Origin of the sequence: Pedobacter aquatilis, assembly GCF_032678405.1 — a bacterium.
Lineage (GTDB): Bacteria > Bacteroidota > Bacteroidia > Sphingobacteriales > Sphingobacteriaceae > Pedobacter > Pedobacter aquatilis_A.
The window spans coordinates 476,229-491,440 of record NZ_JAVTSJ010000002.1; the positions used below are offsets into that span (position 1 = coordinate 476,229).

Below are 15,212 nucleotides of genomic sequence, written 5' to 3' on the forward strand. Positions count from 1 at the left end.
AATGAAATTCATAAAGAAGTACCTACTTAACACAATATTTATTGCCTTACTTTTGGCGATGATTTTTGTGCCCGATGCAAAAGCCTTCTTTTTAAAGGGATTAATGGAAATTGGTTTTTACTCGCCTAAAGTAGAAACGGTAAAAACGAAACCAGTTAATCTTTCAGGTCTAAAATTCAGTGATGCCAGAGGTAACCTGATCGATTTGGGTGATTTAAAAGGCAAGGTAATCTTTTTGAATTTCTGGGCTACCTGGTGCCCGCCCTGCAGAGCCGAGATGCCTTCGCTAAATAAGCTTCATAATCAGTTTAAAAATGATGAAAACATTGTTTTTATTTTTGCTGATGCAGACGGTGATTTAGCAAAGTCAACAAAATTCATGGTCGATAGAAAGTTTGATATGCCGGTTTACAAACCCGAAACCGATATGCCTGAGCAAATATTTGCAGGTTCTTTACCAACAACGATAATCTTTGATAAAAAAGGCCGGATAGCCTTCAGGCATGAAGGTATTGCAAATTATGCCAACAAGAAATTTTCTTCTTTTTTAAACCAACTTAAAGCATCAGATTAACGCTACATTGTTTAAAAGTCAACAAAATGCTTCCCCATAAAGCTGATTAATTGATTACTTTTGCAGCTATGATTTCATTTTTCGAAGCTTCGCTTAAGCAACTTTCTATCCACCATACGGGCAATAAATTAGTTGAAGAATATTATAAACTTTCGGATGCGCCGTTAAAAATTGATGATGAACTGTTGGGTAATTTGCTAATGCAGTTTTTCCTTAAGCCTTTTGAAAAAGTTAATGAGGTTTATCACTTTTATCACCCTAACGATAATCTGCAGCTAAACGAAGTATTTCATTTTGCCACAGAAATTTTTGAAAATAACCAGCTTTTTCATGAAGATTCGCAACAACTGGCAAAGCACCTTTACGACGTTGCCAATCATCCGAAAATTAAATCGGGTGAAATGTATGTAGCCTATTTCGAAAAAGTGCAGATTGAGGGCGAGCAATTGGATGTAATCGGCATTTTTAAATCAGAAACAAAAGACACTTACCTTAAGGTTTATCCAGAACAGGATGGTTTTGGTATGAGCTATGAACAGGAGGCCATCAGCATTAATAAGCTTGACAAAGGCTGTTTAATTTTTAACGTTAACAAAGAGGATGGCTACAAAGTTGTTGTGCTGGATCAGGCTAAAAGCAGTAATGATAGCGCTGTTTACTGGAAAGATGAATTTCTGAAATTGAAAATACGTAACGACAGTTATAACCAAACCAACAACGTTTTAGGTGTTTATAAGAATTTCGTTACGCAAAAACTCGATGAAGAATATGAAATAAGCAAGGCTGATAAAATTGATTTGCTAAACCGTTCGATGAAGTATTTTAAAGAAAAAGAAACTTTCGATATTGAGGAGTTCGGCAATGAGGTAATTGGCAATGCAGAAGGGATAGAATCTTTCAAAAACTACAAGAAAAATTACGAAGAGGAGTATGAGTCGCCAATTGCAGATTCCTTTGAAATCGCTGAATCTGCGGTGAAAAAACAGGCCCGTACCTATAAAAGCGTTTTAAAGCTCGATAAAAACTTCCATATCTACATTCATGGTAATAAGGATATGATTGAGAAAGGATATGATGATGATAAATCGATGAACTTTTACAAAGTTTATTTCCGCGAAGAAGAGTAAAATTAACCTTCTTTATTAAATACGTTGCTGTGATTTCAATGCAAGGTAACGGTTAATCACATTAACGGTTAACTTTTGAGGAGGCGTTAAAATCGATAGTATTCCATACTTGTTCAATTCGAGCGCCATTAGTTTTTTCTCGTAAATAAACTTTTCGGCAATTGTTTTATGATAAATCCCTTCCACATCTGTGGCAGGCTCAGTGCTGAGGCTTTTTAATTCGGTATTCTCAAAAAATACAACTAAAAGTAAATGGTATTTTGAAATCCTTTTCAGGTAAGGCATTTGTCTTTGCAAGGCTGATAAACTCTCAAAATTTGTAAAAAATACAACAAGGCTTCTTTGCTTAATTACCGAACGTATTGTTGTAAATAAGGCATCCATATTACTTTCCAGGTAACGGGTTTTCTCTTTGTGCAACACCTGCATAATATGCGCAAGCTGTGCCGCCCTACGGTCGGCCGGAACCACGTTACCAATCGATTCAGCTATTGTAATCAACCCTGCCTTATCCTGTTTAAGCATGGCAACTTTTGATAAGGCCACACTTGCATTAATTGCATAATCGAGCAAGCTCAAACCTTCGAAAGGCATGCGCATTACCCGCGACTTATCCACGATACAATACACGTTCTGCGATCGCTCATCTGTATAAGTATTTACCATTAAACTCCCTTTCCGGGCGGTAGCTTTCCAGTTAATTGTTCTAATGTCGTCGCCGCCAACGTAGTTTTTAATCTGGTCGAACTCTGAACTTTGTCCAACTTTTCTGATTTTCTTAATCCCAAATTCAGTTAAATGGTTTGAAGCTGCCATTAATTCGTATTGCCCCAGATTTATAAATGAAGGATAAACAGGTAAAATCCTCGAACCATCGAAATTGAACCGCCTTTTAACCAGGCCGATTGATGATCCTGTATAAACCCTGATGAAACCAAAATCATATTCACCACGCTTTGTTGGACGTAAATTGTAGTGAATAGACTTAAAATCGCCTGCACTGAGACTAAGTTTAAAGTCTTTATCTCGGAGCTGAAATTGAAAAGGGATTTCATCAATAACACGTAACTTAACTGCAAAGCCGTATTTGTTTTTTATTTCAATCCTTATGGGATTTTCATCGCCATTGCTTAATCTTTTTGGAGTAAAACGATGCGTTTCAATACCCTTGCTATTCCTGTACAGGATAATAATATCTAAAGCAAGTAAGGTAAAAACCAATCCGGTTACTATTTCCGGAATTTCGCCAAACCAGTTGAAGAAGAATTTCAGTATAAAAAGCAATACACAAAAAGCCAATGCTCCAAAAAGCCGGTCGGTTAAAAAAAGATTGGTGTAATATTGCTTAAATATCTTTTTCAATGGTTTAACTATTTAATTTATGTTCCTGTTATCTTGGTATTTCTAATCGTTTGATAATCTGATTTACAACATCGGTAGTGGTTAATCCTTCCATCTCTTTTTCAGGAGCCAATAAAATACGATGGGCCAATACAGGCACGGCAACGGTTATAATATCATCGGGTGTTACAAAATCGCGGTTTTGAATTGCGGCCAGGGCCTTTGCACTATGTACTATGGCCAAAGATGCCCTTGGAGAAGCTCCGAGATACAGCGACGGATTGTTACGTGTTTCATTAATAATTTTTGCAATAAAGGCCAGGAGTTTTGGCTCGACAAATAAGTTTCGGATAATGCCGCGTGCATCCTGAATCTGTTGAACAGATAAAACTGGTTTAACCTCGTTAAGCAAAGTTTTATTAACCGATGAATGTTGTGCGGTTAGTATTTCTGTTTCCTCTTCCAGCGAAGGATATTTTACTTCTATTTTAAACAAAAACCTGTCGAGTTGTGCTTCGGGTAAGCGATAAGTTCCTTCCTGCTCAATTGGGTTTTGCGTAGCTAATACCATGAAAGGTTCATCCATGGTATAAGTGGTCCCGTCAATAGTGATCTGACGCTCTTCCATTACCTCAAAAAGTGCCGATTGCGTTTTTGCCGGTGCCCGGTTTATCTCATCCACCAGAATGATATTTCCAAAAACAGGCCCTTTTCTGAACTCAAAATCACCGGTTTTGGTGTTAAATATTGGTGTTCCAAGAACATCTGAAGGCATTAAATCAGGGGTAAACTGCACCCTCGAAAATTGTGCATCGATAGATTTAGCCAGTAGTTTTGCACTTAATGTTTTGGCAACACCTGGTACACCTTCAATAAGAATGTGTCCATCGGCAAGCAAGCCTACAATTAAAAAATCGATAACCTGTTTCTGGCCAATAATAATACTGCCCAACACGCTGCGGATTTGGGCTACCGCTTCATTTAGTGCGCTTAAATCTGTTCGCTGGTTAAATTGCTCTTGTTCCTGCTCCATTAGGTGTAGTGTTTTTATAAAATTGTTCTATAATATCGTTAAGGCCGATTAAATCGGTATCGCTAAAATCGCTAAGTGTTGGTAGCTGCATGAAATACCTGGTTAAAGTTTTAGCGAGTGTTTCATTAATGCCTGTTTTAAGTTGTAAGGTTTCTGCAAAATTGCTTTGAATTTCATTCGTTTTCAGGTAATACCTCGTGCGTAAATGTTCCATCAAATAATTTATTTTCTTTTGCGCAATGTCAAGGTTGTTGCGCTCATGATAATATACGCTCCCAACTACATGGGCGAAGGCCACAGAAGTATTTACATAGGGGTCGGCGATTGGAATAATCCGCTGCCTGCGTTTAATATCGTAAAAAACAAATAATAGTAAACTGAAGATACCAAGATAATAGGCATATTCTAATTCAGGATGCTTAAAGAAAACCCTTAGAACATCTGTTTCTCCTGTTTTAGGTAAAGTAAAATACTCATCATAGATAAGTATTTTTGTGCCCTGCAGGTAGCTAAGTGTTTTGGAAGCATATTCGGCACCGTATTTATCGAGTAAATTAAAGTTGCTGTAAAACCCCGGGCCCGCAATTAAATAAAGTGAACCTTTACCAAATGAATACCTTAAATAGTTAGGATGATTATTTGCATCGACACCAAGAACTGTTGCTTTTGCGGTATCTATTTTGCTAAAATACTGGCTACCTATGCCCTTTTCAAAACCATAGTTAACTACAGTTTTAAGATTTGGATTGGTGAAATTCAGAGAACTTCCATTCGGTGAAAAAGCACTTGATGTTTTAAGTTTTAAATCCTTTTCAGCAATATCGCCTAAATCATAACTTGCTATAAATACATTATTGCCCGCTGCAATATATTTTTTCAGTTGTTCCAGATCAACTTTTTCTATTTTAATCTGTGGAGCAATAATAATATAGGTACTGTTTGTGTAGCCCTTACCTTTGATGGTATTATAAATTGCCACGTTTGAATTTTTAACGGTTACATTTGGAAGTATATCTTTTATACGGTTATAAAAAATGAAGGTCCCGTAAGGAATTTTATCTTTTTTAGCGTAGGTTGATGACCAATCAGTAGGCGTTGGTTTGTTAAACTGGGCAACCAGATAAATCAATATTAAGATAATGCCAATGGCGAAATAAATTTTATATCCTTTCATCTAATCTGCGCATTAAAATGACTAAATGATTGGTTTATTGGCTCAAACTTGTGTTCATCTACCGGGAAATCGCCATACCAGATATAATCAAACTGGTGTGTAAGCAAGCCAAACTCGTTCTTCATTTCCGGCCTGGTAATTTCTGTAAGGTAAGTATAATTGGTTTTTTCAGGTTGCCATTGAATAATATCGGCGTCGCTTAATTTCTTTAAGGTTCTTAGATAAAGTAATCGGACAGCAAGACGATATTTCTTTTGATTGATGAGGTTCTGAATTTCAGTTTCGTAATCAATTTCATGGATGTTTTCATTTAAAACATCGTAAGGCAATATCGTTTCTTTTGATTTTTTACTAAAGATATTTTCTGCACCGATAATTTTAATCACAATGTATGATAAAATTGCTACACCTAAACCAATGAAAAAGTATTTGGAAAGCGGATTTGACGCAGCACCCTGAAAAAGTTCGCTTACCATTTGCCAGAACCACATCCAAAACCTGTCCCAAAGCGATAAATCCCTTGCTACAGCACTGTCGTATTGAAATTCTTTCTGGTCAGCGTAGCTTTCCAGTGCCTCTTTGTTAAATTTTGCGGGTGTAACCTTGCTGCTGTCGAATTGTATTACTTTTTGAACGGCAGGCTTTGCCGTTTGGGCATAGTTATTCACTGAAGCAAAAAGCAGACAAATAATCAAAAAGGATTTACGGGCAAAATCAAACATGTTAATACTCTTCCGGCCTGGTGTCGATAGGTTTTTCAGTTGAACCAAAATTAGAGATGCGCTCCATTAGTCCTGTGTTCTCTTTTGCTTCAACAAGGTTAAAATAAACCAAAGCAACTGTTACCACCGGTATTATTGTAAATGCCTGGCAGAGGTATTGAAGCACGGTAGTAAACATAGTGAAGATCATCGACATTTGTGGTTTTGATGTAGAAAAGAGCCCAATCATACTAACTAAAGTTGTTGGCAGAACAACTAAGGTCATGCAGGCATAAACGATAATCCAAACAACAATTAGTATTCCAAAAGTTAGCCAGAAATTGTCTTTGATGATTTTAAAGCTCCGGCTAAATGAGTAACTGAAACTGCCATTTTCCATTACCATAATTGGAAATACCATGGTTATAAAAGGAAAAAGCCAAAAACCCGGAACAAGGCAAAAAAGAAAGCCAATGCATACCAACAATATTAACAGAATTGAACTGCCGAAAATTTTTAAAAAGTAATGCTTAAAATAACCCCAAAGCTCATCGGTTGTAGGTGTTTGATTCCCTTTTTGGATGTAAATTGCGATGTAAGATAAGATGGCAACAGTTGTACTTGCGTAACCTGCAATAGAAAACAGGATAGCGAGAATGTACTCCAGCCCAAAACGTTCAGAGAAACTGAAATCGTTCTTCCCTGCTGGATTAGCGAAATCGATATTGTTAAACAGGTGTACGGTTTTATATTGCTGCAAAATCATAGACAGCATTCCGCCTAAAACGAAAAGACCACAAAATATCAAATAGGTTTTAAGAAGCGGCTTGAAATTCTGGCGGATAAAAGTAAAAGTGTCATTTATAACCTGACCAAAATTCCGTCTTTTTTTGAATTCTATTTTTGAAAGCATACGTTTTTAGATACGTGTTTTATTATAAATTATTTTTGGATAGAAAAAAACATACCATACTATAAATGCAGCCGAAGCGAGTAAAATAAAGCCACTTAAAAACATGGGCATTTCGGTATGTCTTGTTATAAAGCTTTCTAAAAAGGCTGCAAAAATGAATATCGGAACCAAACCGAAAACTATTTTTAAGCCATCTTTTGCCCCTTTTAATATCGAAGCTTTGCGTGTGTAAGTTTTAGGAAACAACATGCTGTTGCCTAAAACTAAACCAGCTGCCCCAGCTAAAACAATTGCCGATATCTCGAGGGTTCCATGAATCCAGATTACCAGAACCGATTGCAATCCCAGTCCTTTACTGAAGAAAAAATACTGAAACGAGCCTAGCATTATTCCATTCCTGAAAAGAGAGACTATCGAACCAAACGAGAATATAATGCCCATTACAAACGTTAAAAACGAAACAAAAATGTTGTTGCTTCCAATTTGAATAAACATTAAAATTGGGTTTTGTTGTTTATAAACCCCAAATGGATCGCCCTTGGCAATATTATCGTTGGTCATGTTTACATAGCCATCACCTAAAATTAAACGAATAAAAGAATCGTCATATTTAGCAGAAATTGCACCTATAGTACACGATACCAGAAAAAAAGCAAGCGAATAAACTACTTGTTTTTTGTGCTCAAAAAAAAGTGTAGGAAGTTCTGTTTTCCAGAAGAAAATAAACCTGTTCGAATTTTCTTTTCTGTTTTTATAAACTGAACAGTGTAGTTTTGAGGCTAAACCATTAAGGTAAGCTGTGGTTTTGGAATTTGGGTAAAAAGTTTTAGCATATGCTAAATCGTTGGTTATTTCTATAAAACGATCGGCAAGCTCATCGGGATTTGCTAACTGCATTTCATCAAAGCGTTTCCACTTTTCCGTATTTTGTTTTACAAATAAGGCTTCTCTCATTAGTTACTCAAATCTTTGGTTAAAATAGTTTAATTTTTCTTAGCTGCAAAATAGCAGCTAAAAGTTATATGATAATTTTTTGAAGCATTGAACACCTCTTTATGGTTAAAAAAAATTATGTTTGAAATATGGAAACCATTAGGATTAACACTGCTCAGAATGTAGATATCGATTATGAAGTTGCAGGATTAGGTGAACGCATTGTTGCCCGGTTAATTGATCTGGCAGGTTTTGTCATATTATATGTGGTTGCCATAATATTGATGATTGTGGCTTCAATTAGTCGCTCTGAAACGCTATTTATTGCGCTTATCGTTATATTTTCGGTTATTTTTTTGTTTTACGATTTGGTATGCGAAATCTTTATGGATGGGCAAACCTTTGGAAAGAAAATTATGAAAATAAAGGTGATCAGTCTTGATGGCGGACAACCTACTTTCGGTCAGTACCTGATGCGCTGGATTTTCAGAATTATAGATTTTGGTTTTTTCTTGGGTTGGGGTGTTGTAGCGTTAATCTGCGTGGCTGCATCAAAAAACCATCAACGTGTTGGCGATATGCTCGCGAAAACAACACTTATCAAAACGGTTCCCCGAACAAAAATCGATAACGTTGCTTTTAGCTTTTCACTGCCTGAAAATTATGAACCTGTTTTTAAAGAAGTACTACACCTAAACGACCGTGAAGTAGAGTTGATCCATGAAGTTCTGACAGGTTTCTACCAAACAGGAAATGCACAGTTGATTTATGCCATGGCTGCCAAAATTAAAGAACATATTACCCCGGTGATCCCCGAAGGAATGAACGAATTACAGTTTTTGGAAACTGTAATGAAAGACTACAGCTACTTAACGGCTAGTATGGCACATTAAGCTAATCGTTACCGTAAAAAGATTTTATATAAGTAAACAACCATAATAAAGTTGCCAACTAATATTGCTGATATATTAATGATCAGAGAACGGTTTTTAAAAGGTTTGAGATAAGAAATACCTGCAAATAAGAATAAGCAAAGTAGCGGTATTGTAGGAGGATACATTTTCCAACTTGCTATTAGGTTTCCCTGAAGAAGAAAAATAAAAGACCTTTGAAAACCACAGCCTGGGCAATCGATGCTCGTCAATGTTTTAAAAGGACATGGTATTAAATGATTTTGCAGCCAGTTAAACAAGTTAACTGCGCTGCAAATCATTTGAAATAGTATTATCGATGCCATTAAACAACCGGAGGTGTAGGCGTATCGTTAGGGTTATTGAATGGATTATTCTGATTGCCAAAAGGGTTATTCTGATTGTTGAAAGGGTTATTTCCAAATCCCCCGTTTTGTGCTTCTGCGGCAGAAGGACCTAAGTATTTGGCATCACCAAAACCTAATATTGGCCAAAAGATAAATGGGAGTAAAATTAAGCCTACAGTAAAACCTTCAGATTTTCCAAAGCTTTTGCTCACCAGGTTTTGCAGCCAGACAGAAAATACGATGTTAACACAAGGAATGATCAGCCATAAAATCCAGATCATTGGTTTGCCAACAATTTCTAAAAGAATAATTAAATTGTAGATTGGAATAATTGCAGCCCAGCCAGGTTTACCTGCCTTTTCAAAGGCCTTCCACATGCCAGCTATTGAAGCAATTGAAATGACCAGAATGAAGATAAAATAGGCGCCTAAAAATGCAGCAAGGGCACCGGAACTCGCGGATGATTGATACTCGTCCATAATTAATAAAAGTTTTAGTTTTAACGATTAGATAGTTAAACTAAAATTATAACTTTTTGATTAATAATGAAATATATCGTTGCCTATTTATTTAACAACATCCATAATTTTAGGTGCCAGGGCATTTACCCAATTAGTGTACATTTTTGCGCTTGGGTGTAAGCCGTCGCTGGCTATTAAAGAAATATCGTTAGCTGCCATTCGCGAGTCGGGCGTGATATTAGTGAAACTCACACCAGCGGCCAATGTGATTTGTTCTGCGGCAGCGTTAAAAGCATCGATTTCTGAAGCTATAGTTTGAGGACTTTTAGAATAGTTTTTGGCGTAAGGTGTAACACCCCAGTCGGGTATAGAAATTACAAATACTCTTGCTTTTCGTCCACCTGAAAAACCAATTGCAGTTTGTAGTAACGCCGAAAATTCTTTTTTATAGGTTTCCAGCGGATAACCGCGGTATTGATTGTTTACACCTATCAGCAAAGTAACGAAATCGAATTTTTGTGTAACCTTTGCCTGTGTAATTGCACCCTGAAGTTCGTCAGTTGTCCAGCCGGTAACAGCAATAATTTTTGGATCTTCTACATTACGGCCATTTTTCTTTAACAATGTCTGTAGCTGATAAGGAAATGATTCTGCCTGCGTAACTGATTGCCCAATGGTATAAGAATCGCCGAGAGCCAGGTAAGTGTAATTACCTGTTGTGTTCGGCATAATAAACGGGTTTTCAGTAGGGCTGGCCACAGACATATTTTTTTCTTTAGTGCAGCCCGAAGATAATAAAGAAAATAAAGCGATACTGAATAAAAGTTTCATAAGCCAATTTACGCAAAAAGGCTATGTACGGATTTAAAGTAAATCCATCTTGAACAATGCGGCGATATGATTTTTAAGCTTTTCCTTTACTTCCTCCATATTTAGCTTATACCCTAATTCTTTCTCCAGAGAAGTTACTGCCTTATCATCAATGCCACAAGGAACTATGTTTTTAAAATAATCCAAATCTACATTAACATTAAAGGCAAAGCCATGCATGGTTACCCATCTGCTGCATCGAACGCCCATGGCACAAATCTTACGTGCCTTATCATTATCGGCATCAAGCCAGACACCCGTGTACCCTGGGTAACGGCCAGCACTTATTCCGTAGTCCTGTAAAGTTAAAATAACAGCCTCTTCGAGGGTTCGCAGGTAGAGGTGTATATCGGTAAAAAAGTTATCTAGGTCTAAAATCGGGTAGCCTACAATCTGCCCCGGCCCATGATAGGTAATATCGCCACCTCTGTTTATTTTATAATAGGTAGCATGCTTTTCTTTTAAGCCCTGCTCATCTAACAGTAAGTTTTCCGGGTGCCCGCTTTTTCCTAAAGTATAAACATGAGGGTGTTCATTAAAGATCAGGTAATTCGGTGTTGGTAAATGTGTTCCGTTAACCCGGTTTTCGCTTTTAATGGCAACAGTTTTATTTAATAAATCTTCCTGCCTGTCCCACGCATCCTGATAATCAGTTAAGCCCCAATCAATAAATTGTGTAGGAATAGCTTTTTCGGCTGTATTTTCTGTAGTTAACATTTCTCCTTTGATGTCACTCATCTTATCTCCGCTTTAAATTCAGGCAGGTGCCTGCACATAACCCAACATGTAACCATCTTTGGTTTTAAAATAGTGAACGGTTAATTCACGCGTTCCCGAAGGTAATTCTACAATGGCATTCAGGTCGCCCTCACTCTTTAGTTTAAATGGTTTAATGTGGATATGTTGTTTAAACTCTAATCCTTTTTTACCATGCCATTTGTAAATAGCCTCTTTAGCGCACCAGCAAACATAAAGCCCTTCAGTATTATCACCGATTTGTTTCTGTGCAAGTTCTACATCGTTTAAAAACTTATGCTTTATGCTTTTTATTTTATGCTTGATCAGTTCTATATCAACACCAACGGCGTAATCCTTACTTATCATAACTGCGGCATAATCGTATGAATGGCTTAGCGATATTTTATAATCGAAATTGGTAAGATAAGGCTTGCCATCTTCATCAAACTGGCAGTCTATATATTCTTCGGTGTTAAGGAGTGTTCTCAGTAAAAGCCTTGTACTTAACCAATGAAGCAATCTTTTTCCGTTGTTAAACGATGTAATGATATCCCACTCATGCTGCTTAAGTTGTAAGCCTGCAAGAAGTTCAGCCTCAGTTTCTTCAATTTTCCAAATTGCGAGAACGGAGTGCTCATCAATATTTTTATTATAAACTACGGGCATTTATAAAATTGAGATTAGCATGCAAAATTATCTTAAATAAATGATAATTTAGGCCAAAAATACGCATAAAAATGATATTATCAGATAAAAGGATTTTGGAGGAAATAGACAAGGGAACAATCATTATCGAACCCTTTGATCGGGGTTGCCTAGGAACTAATTCTTACGATGTACACCTGGGTAAATACCTTGCTACCTATAAAAACCGTGTGCTCGATGCCAAAAAGCATAATGAAATCGAGCATTTCGAAATCCCAAAAGATGGTTATGTGCTTCAACCCGGAACTTTATATCTTGGCGTAACTTTAGAGTATACAGAAACGCACAATCATGTGCCTTTCTTAGAAGGTAAAAGCAGTACCGGTCGCCTTGGTATTGATATCCATGCCACTGCCGGTAAAGGTGATGTCGGTTTTTGCAATACCTGGACACTCGAAATTTCGGTAGCACAACCTGTAAAAGTTTACGCGGGCATGCCAATCGGACAATTAATTTACTTTGTTGTTGAAGGAAACATCGAAACCATGTATAACTCTAAGGGTAATGCAAAATACAACAATAAAACTACCAAGCCTGTAGAAAGTATGATGTGGAAGAACAGCTTCTAACTTAATAATTCATTTGATCTTCATTAAATTATGCCTTAGGTTTTGTAACTTGAGGCATATTTTTTTACCTCACATCAAATGAAAATCAAAATTTCGCTCGCTTTGAGCTTCTTCGCTGTGCTTATTGGTTTCGTTGCATTTAAAATAGAGGACGATCCCTTTACGCAAATCCTTAAAAAACTAGATGAGTATACTACTAAATATCAACAGGAAAAAGTTTACCTGCATTTAGATAAACCATATTATGCCATAGGCGATGATATCTGGTTTAAGGCTTATGTGTTAAATACTAAAACACAGGCACCTTCTGGTATTAGTAAAATACTTTATGTAGAACTTATTAATGAAAAAGATTCGTTAAAAAGGTTAGTTAAACTACCTATTATGGGTGGCGTTACCTGGGGCGATTTTAAGCTTACCGATTCTTTAGGCGAAGGAAATTACCGTATAAGGGCCTATACAAATTATATGCGCAACTTCGGTACCGACTTCTTTTTTGATAAAACCATCAAGATTGGTAACAGTTGGGCTAACAAGGTTTTTACATTTACTGATTATAAATTTGCCAAAGAGAATAATGCAGATAAAGTTACGGCTACCATTCACTTTGAAGATAAAAATGGTGTTGCCTACAAAGAAAGTGATGTTAGTTATGATGTTCAGTTGGATTTCAGAAGCATTGCCAGGGGTAGAACCAAAACCGATTTAAAAGGAGATGCTGTTATAAATTTTACCAACAGCCAGTCGTTCCTCAATAAAAAAGGAAAAATAGTAGCCACTATAACGCTCGATAATAAGCAAAAAGTTATTAAATCGATTCCAATAACTTCTACAAGCAACGATGTCGATGTTCAGTTTTTACCTGAGGGCGGAACACTTGTTGAAGAGCTTCCTCAAAAAATCGCAATAAAAGCTTTAAATAATAGCGGCAACGGAGAAAATATCACCGGGAAAATTGTTGATGAGAGTGGTGTAGAAATGGTAAACATTGAAAGCACTTATTTAGGTATGGGTAATTTCACATTAAATGCCCAACCTGGAAAAACCTATACAGCGAAGATAAAGTTCAAAGATGGTTCTGAAAAAGATTTTAAACTTCCTACGGCGCAAAAGAGTGGCTATGCATTAGCTGTTAATAATTTAGATACGGGTAAGGTTGTAATTAAACTATTGGCCAGCGCCAGTTTAACTACGGGTGATGAACTTAGAATTGTTGCACAACAAGGTGGAAATGTTTATTACGTTTCGAAAGCTAAAGTAGATAAGCAGGTTTTACTGGCAACAATTCCGAGGAGTAAACTGCCTTCAGGTATTGTTCAGTTTACCCTCTTTTCAGCAACTAACCAACCTATTGCCGAACGTTTGATTTTCAATAAAAACAAAACCGATTTGATTGATCTGAAATTAAATTCCACAGGTTTATCGGCAGTGAAAAAAGGTCTTTCAGCTTTCAGCTTTGAGGCATCAAACAATAATAAATCTGTATTGGGGAGTTTTTCAGTTTCAGTAACAAATGCCAGTAAGGTTACGCCTGACGAAGATAATGAAAGTAATATTATCGCTGGCTTATGGCTGACATCAGATTTGGCGGGACATGTTGAAAAGCCAAATCATTATTTTCTTAATGATGATTTAAAAACCATCCGCGAGCTGGATAATTTGATGTTAACCCAGGGATGGAGGAGGTTTTTATGGAAAAATGTAATCAGCGATCTCGCTCCTGCCATTACCTATAAACCTGAGCTATCTACATCAATTAGTGGCACGGTTACAAAAGGTGGTAAACCTGTAGCCAATGGAAAAGTAATGCTGATGTCTACCAAAGGCGGCTTATTCGTTGTTGATACTGTTACAAATGCTGAAGGAAAGTTCAATTTTGATAACCTGGTATTTAGTGACAGTACAAAATTTGTTGTACAGGCCAGAACCAAAGCCGACAGGAAATTTGTTGAAATTAAAGTAGATGCAGTTCCCTACCAGATTGTAACAAAAAATAAAAACAGCGCAGATATTGACATTAACGTTAATAATTCTCTGATGAAATACATCAAGGAAAGTGATAACTATTTTAACGAGATGACGCGTTTGGGGCTTTTAGAGCGAACAATTAAACTTGATGAAGTGGTGATAACTGAGAAAAGGAACGTTGCTAAAAACTCTTCAAATTTAAACGGTGCTGGCAATGCCGATTATATACTTACGGCAAAAGATTTATCAAATTGTGTTACGCTTTCTCAATGCCTTAATGGCCGTATCCCATTTGTAATATTTAGAAATGGCGTGCCATACTCTACACGGAGCCAGAATACACCAATGTCGATCATGGTTGATGGAATGCAGGTTGAGTCAGAATTTTTAGACAACCTAAATGCTACTGATATCGAAACCATTGAGGTATTAAGGTCGATTGCCAATACTGCTATTTATGGTAGCCGTGGTGGTGGCGGTGTACTTGTAATTACTACCAAACGTGGGGGTGGAGAAGTATCTTACAATAATTATGCACCTGGTGTTGTTGTTGTAAATCAAAAAGGATTTTCTGTTTCACGTGATTTTTACGCCCCAAAATACGATTCGCAAACAACAAATAGTAAACAGGATTACAGAAGTACAATTTATTGGAATCCACAGGTTGTAGCGGCAGAAGATGGCAAGGCAAAATTCGATTTCTACAATGCCGATGAGGCTGGAACTTACAGGGTTGTTATCGAAGGCATAGATGCAGAAGGTCATCTTGCACGTAAGGTTTTCACTTATGATGTAAAATAAATGTTGAAATAACTAAAAAGTTAGTGTTATGCTCTTTCCTTATGCC

Annotated in this window: 16 protein-coding genes; 5 read left to right on the forward strand and 11 right to left on the reverse strand. The window is 36.8% G+C overall.

Going from position 1 to position 15,212, the window contains the following annotated elements; translation table 11 throughout:
* Position 1 precedes the first annotated feature (1 nt).
* Positions 2–574, forward strand: coding sequence for a TlpA disulfide reductase family protein (locus tag R2R71_RS07510; protein WP_316830646.1), 573 nt, complete (start codon positions 2–4; stop codon positions 572–574).
* 68 nt (positions 575–642) lie between these two features.
* Positions 643–1,701, forward strand: a complete 1,059-nt coding sequence (locus tag R2R71_RS07515) for a nucleoid-associated protein (protein WP_316830647.1) — start codon at positions 643–645, stop codon at positions 1,699–1,701.
* A gap of 15 nt (positions 1,702–1,716) precedes the next feature.
* On the opposite strand, the gene R2R71_RS07520 is transcribed toward R2R71_RS07515, so the two are convergent.
* From R2R71_RS07520 to R2R71_RS07545, 6 genes are read right to left on the reverse strand one after another with little or no spacing between them, the layout of a single operon-like run.
* Positions 1,717–3,063: a DUF58 domain-containing protein gene (locus tag R2R71_RS07520; protein ID WP_316830648.1), complete on the reverse strand. Its 1,347-nt coding sequence runs from the start codon at positions 3,061–3,063 to the stop codon at positions 1,717–1,719.
* Positions 3,064–3,091: 28 nt separating this feature from the next.
* Complete coding sequence (locus R2R71_RS07525) at positions 3,092–4,075, reverse strand: MoxR family ATPase (protein ID WP_316830649.1); 984 nt, start codon at positions 4,073–4,075, stop codon at positions 3,092–3,094.
* Entirely contained in the window at positions 4,050–5,249 is a 1,200-nt protein-coding gene (locus R2R71_RS07530; protein WP_316830650.1) for a DUF4350 domain-containing protein, read from the reverse strand. Before R2R71_RS07530 ends, R2R71_RS07525 begins: the two co-directional genes overlap by 26 nt.
* Positions 5,246–5,971 carry a DUF4129 domain-containing protein gene (locus R2R71_RS07535; RefSeq protein WP_316830651.1) on the reverse strand — a complete coding sequence of 242 codons (726 nt, stop codon included), beginning with the start codon at positions 5,969–5,971 and terminating at the stop codon, positions 5,246–5,248. Before R2R71_RS07535 ends, R2R71_RS07530 begins: the two co-directional genes overlap by 4 nt.
* Before the next feature lies 1 nt (position 5,972).
* Complete coding sequence (locus R2R71_RS07540; RefSeq protein WP_316830652.1) at positions 5,973–6,863, reverse strand: hypothetical protein; 891 nt, start codon at positions 6,861–6,863, stop codon at positions 5,973–5,975.
* 6 nt (positions 6,864–6,869) lie between these two features.
* Positions 6,870–7,817, reverse strand: coding sequence for a stage II sporulation protein M (locus tag R2R71_RS07545; RefSeq protein ID WP_316830653.1), 948 nt, complete (start codon positions 7,815–7,817; stop codon positions 6,870–6,872).
* A 128-nt stretch (positions 7,818–7,945) separates the two neighbouring features.
* Between R2R71_RS07545 and R2R71_RS07550 the strand changes: the two genes are divergently transcribed.
* Positions 7,946–8,689, forward strand: coding sequence for an RDD family protein (locus R2R71_RS07550; RefSeq protein ID WP_316830654.1), 744 nt, complete (start codon positions 7,946–7,948; stop codon positions 8,687–8,689).
* A gap of 8 nt (positions 8,690–8,697) precedes the next feature.
* Here the strand turns inward: R2R71_RS07550 and R2R71_RS07555 are convergent, their stop codons facing one another.
* The 5 genes from R2R71_RS07555 to R2R71_RS07575 form a co-directional block, all read right to left on the reverse strand.
* Complete coding sequence (locus R2R71_RS07555) at positions 8,698–9,033, reverse strand: DUF2752 domain-containing protein (protein WP_316830655.1); 336 nt, start codon at positions 9,031–9,033, stop codon at positions 8,698–8,700.
* Entirely contained in the window at positions 9,033–9,533 is a 501-nt protein-coding gene (locus tag R2R71_RS07560; RefSeq protein ID WP_316830656.1) for a DUF5684 domain-containing protein, read from the reverse strand. Before R2R71_RS07560 ends, R2R71_RS07555 begins: the two co-directional genes overlap by 1 nt.
* A gap of 87 nt (positions 9,534–9,620) precedes the next feature.
* The gene (locus R2R71_RS07565) at positions 9,621–10,346 is read right to left on the reverse strand and encodes an SGNH/GDSL hydrolase family protein (RefSeq protein WP_316830657.1); all 726 of its coding nucleotides are present in this window, start codon (positions 10,344–10,346) and stop codon (positions 9,621–9,623) included.
* A gap of 33 nt (positions 10,347–10,379) precedes the next feature.
* Positions 10,380–11,102 carry a lipoyl(octanoyl) transferase LipB gene (gene lipB / locus R2R71_RS07570; RefSeq protein WP_316830999.1) on the reverse strand — a complete coding sequence of 241 codons (723 nt, stop codon included), beginning with the start codon at positions 11,100–11,102 and terminating at the stop codon, positions 10,380–10,382.
* Positions 11,103–11,141: 39 nt separating this feature from the next.
* Entirely contained in the window at positions 11,142–11,789 is a 648-nt protein-coding gene (locus R2R71_RS07575) for a 4'-phosphopantetheinyl transferase family protein (protein WP_316830658.1), read from the reverse strand.
* A 71-nt stretch (positions 11,790–11,860) separates the two neighbouring features.
* On the opposite strand from R2R71_RS07575, the gene dcd reads away from it, so the two are divergent.
* Both dcd and R2R71_RS07585 read left to right on the forward strand, forming a co-directional pair.
* Positions 11,861–12,397, forward strand: a complete 537-nt coding sequence (dcd, locus tag R2R71_RS07580; RefSeq protein ID WP_316830659.1) for a dCTP deaminase — start codon at positions 11,861–11,863, stop codon at positions 12,395–12,397.
* Positions 12,398–12,475: 78 nt separating this feature from the next.
* The gene (locus R2R71_RS07585; protein ID WP_316830660.1) at positions 12,476–15,166 is read left to right on the forward strand and encodes a carboxypeptidase-like regulatory domain-containing protein; all 2,691 of its coding nucleotides are present in this window, start codon (positions 12,476–12,478) and stop codon (positions 15,164–15,166) included.
* The last annotated feature ends 46 nt before the right edge of the window (positions 15,167–15,212 follow it).

Bases quoted from the DNA above. Each gene is read 5' to 3' on its own strand.
- R2R71_RS07510 (WP_316830646.1), top strand. From the start codon at position 2: ATGAAATTCATAAAGAAGTACCTACTTAACACAATATTTATTGCCTTA.
- R2R71_RS07515 (WP_316830647.1), top strand. From the start codon at position 643: ATGATTTCATTTTTCGAAGCTTCGCTTAAGCAACTTTCTATCCACCAT.
- R2R71_RS07525 (WP_316830649.1), bottom strand. From the start codon at position 4,075: ATGGAGCAGGAACAAGAGCAATTTAACCAGCGAACAGATTTAAGCGCA.
- R2R71_RS07530 (WP_316830650.1), bottom strand. From the start codon at position 5,249: ATGAAAGGATATAAAATTTATTTCGCCATTGGCATTATCTTAATATTG.
- R2R71_RS07535 (WP_316830651.1), bottom strand. From the start codon at position 5,971: ATGTTTGATTTTGCCCGTAAATCCTTTTTGATTATTTGTCTGCTTTTT.
- R2R71_RS07540 (WP_316830652.1), bottom strand. From the start codon at position 6,863: ATGCTTTCAAAAATAGAATTCAAAAAAAGACGGAATTTTGGTCAGGTT.
- R2R71_RS07545 (WP_316830653.1), bottom strand. From the start codon at position 7,817: ATGAGAGAAGCCTTATTTGTAAAACAAAATACGGAAAAGTGGAAACGC.
- R2R71_RS07550 (WP_316830654.1), top strand. From the start codon at position 7,946: ATGGAAACCATTAGGATTAACACTGCTCAGAATGTAGATATCGATTAT.
- R2R71_RS07555 (WP_316830655.1), bottom strand. From the start codon at position 9,033: ATGGCATCGATAATACTATTTCAAATGATTTGCAGCGCAGTTAACTTG.
- R2R71_RS07560 (WP_316830656.1), bottom strand. From the start codon at position 9,533: ATGGACGAGTATCAATCATCCGCGAGTTCCGGTGCCCTTGCTGCATTT.
- R2R71_RS07565 (WP_316830657.1), bottom strand. From the start codon at position 10,346: ATGAAACTTTTATTCAGTATCGCTTTATTTTCTTTATTATCTTCGGGC.
- lipB (WP_316830999.1), bottom strand. From the start codon at position 11,102: ATGTTAACTACAGAAAATACAGCCGAAAAAGCTATTCCTACACAATTT.
- R2R71_RS07575 (WP_316830658.1), bottom strand. From the start codon at position 11,789: ATGCCCGTAGTTTATAATAAAAATATTGATGAGCACTCCGTTCTCGCA.
- dcd (WP_316830659.1), top strand. From the start codon at position 11,861: ATGATATTATCAGATAAAAGGATTTTGGAGGAAATAGACAAGGGAACA.
- R2R71_RS07585 (WP_316830660.1), top strand. From the start codon at position 12,476: ATGAAAATCAAAATTTCGCTCGCTTTGAGCTTCTTCGCTGTGCTTATT.